Consider the following 5,284-nt stretch of genomic DNA (forward strand, 5'->3'; position numbering starts at 1 on the left):
AAGGGCGACCTCTCCGGGATCGCCGCGCCGGGCCGCCAGGACGCCCGGGTCGAGGGCCGGGCGGCGGACGTCCACCAGAGCTGGACGGCGACCGGCTTCCCGGCCGAGTTCCGGACGGCGGGGCGGCGGGCGGCTCTGGCCGGTGGAAGCGCACGGCCGTGTCGAGGAGATCGCACGCGACGGTGGTGCTCTTGCCGGAGAGGGTGGCCGTCCATCCCGTGTGGGCCTCCGCGTACGCGCCCGGCACGAGCAGGGCGAGCACCCGCAGCCAGGCGTGCCGGTGCGGGCTGCGGGGGCCCGCTGCTGCGGGGTCACGGGAGGTCACTCCCCGCCGCGGCCGCGCCGTTCATCCCGTCGGCCGCGAGATCCGCCCGGCCGGCCCATGCCGGTGCCCGGGACGCGGTGGCTCTCCGCGGAGGGGTCCGGGCCGTGCGGGTCGGATGGCCAGGGGTCCTGCGGGCCGGGCTGTGCGGTCCGTTCGCGGGGGCCGGCGCCGCGGGGCGCCTGCGGGTCGTACGGCCAGTGGTCCGGGGGCACGGACGGTGTGTGGCCGTGCCGTTCGGGCTGGTCACGGGAGTGGGGGCCGTTCGGGCCCGGACCCTGCCGGACAGGGGGTTCCAGGCCCAGGGGCGGGCGGTCGCGGTCGGTGTCGTGCTCCCGGTCCCGGGGGGAGCCGCTCGGTGGCTCTGCCATGGTTCATGCTCGGCCGGGCCCGAGGGGCTCGCCACCCGGACGGGCCGGGCGGACGACGGGCGTCAGGCCGCGGTCACGGCCTGGCGGGTCCATACACCTCAGACGCCGGAGTCCTTCGCCGCCTTGGCCGCCGCCTTCATCTCCTGCTTGTGCGCCCTGACCTTGACCAGGGACTCGGGGCCGGTGATGTCGGCGATTGAGCGGAACGAGTCCGGCTCGCCGTAGGAGCCCGCCGCCTCCCGCCAGCCCGTGGGCCGGACCCCGAGCTGCTTGCCGAGCAGGGCGAGGAAGATCTGGGCCTTCTGCTTGCCGAAGCCGGGCAGTTCCGCGAGCCGCTTCAGCAGGTCCTTGCCGGTGGTGGCGCCCTTCCAGACGGCCTCGGCGTCGCCGTCGTAGTGCTCGACGAGGTACTGGCACAGCTGCTGGATCCGCTTGGCCATGGAGCCCGGGTAGCGGTGCACCGCCGGTTTCTGCGACAGCAGCGCGGCGAAGGCCTCCGGCTCGTGCGCGGCGATCTCGTGCGCGTCCAGATCGTCCGTGCCGAACCGCTGGGCGATCGTCGCCGGGCCCTTGAACGCCCACTCCATGGGGACCTGCTGGTCCAGCAGCATGCCGACCAGCGCGGCGAGCGGGCTGCGGCCGAGCAGCGCGTCGGCCTCGGGATCCTGGGCGAGGTGAAGAGTGACGTCCATGCCCCGATCATCCCCCGGGGCGGGCCCTCCCGCTGCTCAGGTGGCCCGCCAGTAGCCCAGCGCGTGCACCCGCTGCTTGGGCAGGCCCAGTTCCTTGCGGACGTACGCCGTCAGGGCCCGGGTCGTCACCGTGTCGCAGGCGATCCAGACGTAGGGGTCGGCGGTTGCGTCCAGCAGCCCGGCCAGGTCCGACTTCACGCGGTCGACCAGGTGGGCGCCGGAGTCCTGGCGCGGCACCCTGCGCAGCTCGTGCCTCTCCGGGTCGGTGCGGAACGGCAGGTCGTCGTCGCCGCCCTCGAACCATATGGTGGCCGGGGCGGAACCCAGGGCGTCCAGGAGGGAGTTGATGGCCGGCAGCGAGGCCGGGTCGCCGACGGCGAAGACGTGCGAGGGCGCGGGGTCCGGGTGGTCGAAGCCGGTGCCCTGGACGGTCGCCTCGATGGTGTCGCCCGGCTTCGCCGCCCTGGCCCAGTCGCTGGCGCACCCCTCGTGCAGGGCGAACTCCAGTCCGAAGGCGCCGGCGTCGCCGTCATGGCCAACCAGCGTGGTCCGGCCGAACCCCTCGGCGTCGAGTTCGCCCCGCCGCATCGCGCCGACCGCATCGCCGCGCTGCTCGCGGGCAAGGAGCGCTGGTCCGCCGCCGGCATGCCCGCCCTCCACACGGATACGTACCTGGCCTCTGCCTCCCCTCTCCTGGATCACCTCGACGCCCTCGACGACCTCACCCCCGAGGCAGCGGCCCTCCGGGACCGACTCCTCGGCTGGGACCGCCGCATGGACGCCGGCAGCGCCGACGCGGCCCTCTACGCGGCCGTGCGCGGAGCGGTCGTGCGGCAGCTCGCGGCGCACCCGGCGTTCGCCGCGCTCACCACACCACCGGCGTATCCGGAGGTCTTCCGGCCCTGGCTCGCCCTCGTCCCCCGGGTCGGCTTCGCCCTCGAACACCTGCTGCGGGCCGAGGGCCTGTACGGAATCGACCGCCCGGCGGCCGTCCGCGCGGCCGTCGAGGAAGTGGCCCTGCGTCCGCCGGCCGGTGCCTGGGGCGACACCCACCGCCTCGCCCCCTGGCGTGCACTGGAGCCGGAGCAGCCGTACGACGAACCGGGGCTGTCCGGCGACCACGACTGCGTGCTGTGCACCTCCGGCGTGCCGGGCCTCACCGACCGTGCCGCCCGGGGCCCGGCCGCCCGCTACGTCTGGGACCTGGCCCGGCGCGAGGACAGCCGCTGGGTGGTCCCGCTCGGTGCCTCGGGCGTCCCCGGCTCGCCCCACCACCGCGACCAGCTGCCCCTCTGGCTCGCGGGAGACCTCGTCCCGGTCGTCACCGACTGGACCCGGCTGAAGAAGGAAACCGATGTCTGACCCGTACGCCTCCCGCACGCCCGTCCACGAGCAGGTGACCGACGGCTTCGGCACCGTCCGCGTGCTGCCGCTGGACCCCGGGGCCGACGCCGCCGTGATCCACCACTGGGTCGGCGAGGACCGGGCCGCCTTCTGGGGCATGACCGAACTGACCGAACAACAGGTCGCCGGGATCTACGCCCACATGGCCACGCTCGACACCCACCACGCCCACCTCGTCCTCCGGGACGGCGAGCCGGTCGCGCTCCTGCAGACCTACGAGCCGGAGGCCGACCGCGTCGGCGAGTGCTACGACGTCCGCCCCGGCGACATCGGCGTCCACCTGCTCCTCGCCCCGGCCGGACCGGGCGGCGCCCGACCCGGGTGGACCGCGCGGCTGGTGGCGGCCATCGCCGGATACGTCCTGCTGGGCCTGGACCGCCGGCGGATCGTGGTCGACCCGGACGTGCGCAACGAGAAGGCGGTCACCCGTTTCCTCAAGCTCGGCTTCGCCCCCGGGCCGGTGGTGGTGCTGCCGGAGATCGACCTCCCGGACGTATACCTGCCGGAGAAGAAGGCCCAGCTCGCCTTCCTCGACCGGGAGATACTGTTCCCCGAGTGACCCCAGAGGACCTCATCGCCCACTTCGGCCTCGAACCGATCCCGCGCGAGGGCGGCCTGTACCGCCAGACCTGGGCCGGCCTCGAACGCCCCGACGGCAGGCCGGAGGGCACGGCGATCGTCGCGCTCCTGACAGCGGGCGACTTCTCCGCCCTCCACCGCCTGCCGACGGACGAGATCTGGCACTTCTACCGGGGCGACCCGCTGGAGCTCCTCCTGCTCGCCCCGGACGGCACCGCGCGGACGGTGGTCCTCGGGCCGGACGTCCTGCACGGCCAGCACGTCCAGTTCACCGTCCCGGCGGGCACGTGGATGGGCGGGCGGGTGCGCGGGGCCGGGCCGTGGGCCCTGTTCGGCTGCACGATGGCGCCCGGCTTCACGTTCGGCGGCTATGAGCACGGGGACGCCGCGGAGCTGACAGCCCGCTATCCGGCAGTGGCCGACGAGATCGCAGGGCTGTCCAGGCCCGCCTCCTGAGCTTGGTGAGCAGTCCACCTCTCCCGAGCCCGGTGAGCACGACACCGGCCCGGCCCGTACTTCACTCGTAGCCGTACAGACCGACCCCGGAGACCCACGTGGACCAACGGCGGAACGAGGATCGCAATGGCGGATATCCCCAGCGATTCCAAGCCGTGGTGCTGCTCGGCACCGTGCTGGTACTGCTCCTCGCCGGAGCAACCCCCGCCTCCGCCCACGCCGCCCTCCGTGGCACCGACCCCGACGACGGATCCGTCGTCCAGCAGGCCCCCCGCCACGTCACCCTGACCTTCACCGAGTCCGTGGGCCTGCTCGACGACTCCTTCCGGGTCTTCGGCCCCGACCAGCGCCGGGTCCACACCGACGAGGCCACGCACGCGGACGGCCGCTCCGACACGGCCCGGGTCGCCCTGCCCGGCAAGCTCGCCCGGGGCACGTACACGGTGGCCTGGCGCGTCGTCTCCGCCGACAGCCACCCCGTCTCCGGCGCCTTCACCTTCTCCGTGGGGAAACCGTCCGCGACCACGGGACAGATCGACACGGGCCCCGCCGAGGACCCGCTCACCGGCGGCCTCCACGACGCCGCCCGCTACCTCGCCTATCTCGCCGCCGCACTGCTCGTCGGCCTGGCCGCGTTCGCGCTGCTGTGCCGGCCCGCGGACACGTCTCCCCTGCGTAGGCCGCTGGTGGCCGCCTGGTGGCCGCTGCTGGGCTCGACGGTCGCCCTGCTCCTGCTGCGCGCCCCCTACGAGACGGGCACGGGCCCGGCCGGCGCCTTCGACGCCTCCGCCCTCGGCCGCACCCTGGCCGGACGCCCGGGCGAAGCCCTGCTCGCCCGGTTGGTCGTCCTCCTGCTGACCGCCGCCTTCCTGATACGGCTGTCCAGGCGCCGTGGCTCCGAGGAGCGGCCCGCCGCCCTGGCGATCGGCACGGCCCTGGCCGCGGCCCTGGCGCTGACCTGGGCGGCGGCCGAGCACGCTTCCGCCGGGATCCAGGTGCCGCTGGCGATGACGTCGTCCGTAGTGCACCTGCTGGCGACCGGGGTCTGGCTCGGCGGCCTCGTGGCGCTGCTGCTGACCCTGCGCCGCCCGGCCGGCGACGACCTGCCGGAGATCGTGCCCCGCTTCTCGCGGATCGCCTTCGCCTCGGTGACCGTCCTGGCCGTCACGGGCGTCTACCAGTCCTGGCGCGGCCTCGGCTCCCTCTCCGCGCTGACCGGCACGTCGTACGGGCGGCTGCTGCTCGCCAAACTCGCCGGGGTGGCCGTGCTGTTGCTGGTGGCCGGGTACTCGCGGCGCTGGACGCGGCGGATCGCGGCACCGGCGGCCGTCACCCGGGCCGCCGTCCAGGAGCGGGTTCCCCAGCCGGTCGGCGCACCGGCGCAACCTCAGGAACCCGAGGGGCCCCAGGAACCCGAAGAACCCCGGGCATCCGAGAGGCCCGGCGCATCGGACGAGGAG

5 protein-coding genes and 2 pseudogenes are annotated in these 5,284 nt (G+C 74.8%); 4 read left to right on the forward strand and 3 right to left on the reverse strand.

Annotated elements, in window-relative coordinates:
- Positions 1-321: 321 nt before the first annotated feature.
- From ABZ281_RS36345 to ABZ281_RS36355, 3 genes and pseudogenes are all read right to left on the reverse strand, one after another.
- Positions 322-693 (reverse strand): hypothetical protein, encoded by a 372-nt coding sequence (locus ABZ281_RS36345; protein ID WP_356662327.1) that lies wholly within the window; start codon positions 691-693, stop codon positions 322-324.
- Between the two features lie 98 nt (positions 694-791).
- Positions 792-1,385, reverse strand: a complete 594-nt coding sequence (locus ABZ281_RS36350) for an HhH-GPD-type base excision DNA repair protein (RefSeq protein ID WP_356662323.1) — start codon at positions 1,383-1,385, stop codon at positions 792-794.
- Between the two features lie 36 nt (positions 1,386-1,421).
- Positions 1,422-1,907: pseudogene (locus ABZ281_RS36355) on the reverse strand (siderophore-interacting protein); the annotation flags it as partial.
- Between ABZ281_RS36355 and ABZ281_RS36360 the strand changes: the two are divergent.
- The 4 genes and pseudogenes from ABZ281_RS36360 to ABZ281_RS36375 form a co-directional block, all read left to right on the forward strand.
- Positions 1,905-2,747 (forward strand): annotated as a pseudogene (locus ABZ281_RS36360) (penicillin acylase family protein); the annotation flags it as partial. The pseudogenes ABZ281_RS36355 and ABZ281_RS36360 sit on opposite strands and share 3 nt — an antisense overlap.
- Positions 2,740-3,348, forward strand: coding sequence for a GNAT family N-acetyltransferase (locus ABZ281_RS36365; protein WP_356662324.1), 609 nt, complete (start codon positions 2,740-2,742; stop codon positions 3,346-3,348). The pseudogene ABZ281_RS36360 and the gene ABZ281_RS36365, both read left to right, overlap by 8 nt.
- Complete coding sequence (locus ABZ281_RS36370; RefSeq protein WP_356662325.1) at positions 3,345-3,824, forward strand: cupin domain-containing protein; 480 nt, start codon at positions 3,345-3,347, stop codon at positions 3,822-3,824. Before ABZ281_RS36365 ends, ABZ281_RS36370 begins: the two co-directional genes overlap by 4 nt.
- A 158-nt stretch (positions 3,825-3,982) precedes the next feature.
- A partial coding sequence (locus ABZ281_RS36375) for a copper resistance protein CopC (RefSeq protein WP_356662326.1) occupies positions 3,983-5,284 on the forward strand: 1,302 nt, incomplete at its 3' end.

Origin of the sequence: Streptomyces sp. NPDC006265 (assembly GCF_040613555.1) — a bacterium.
Classification (GTDB): Bacteria; Actinomycetota; Actinomycetes; order Streptomycetales; family Streptomycetaceae; genus Streptomyces.

Coding starts and splice junctions, on each gene's coding strand:
- ABZ281_RS36365 (WP_356662324.1), top strand. CDS start 2,740: ATGTCTGACCCGTACGCCTCCCGCACGCCCGTCCACGAGCAGGTGACC.
- ABZ281_RS36345 (WP_356662327.1), bottom strand. CDS start 693: ATGGCAGAGCCACCGAGCGGCTCCCCCCGGGACCGGGAGCACGACACC.
- ABZ281_RS36350 (WP_356662323.1), bottom strand. CDS start 1,385: ATGGACGTCACTCTTCACCTCGCCCAGGATCCCGAGGCCGACGCGCTG.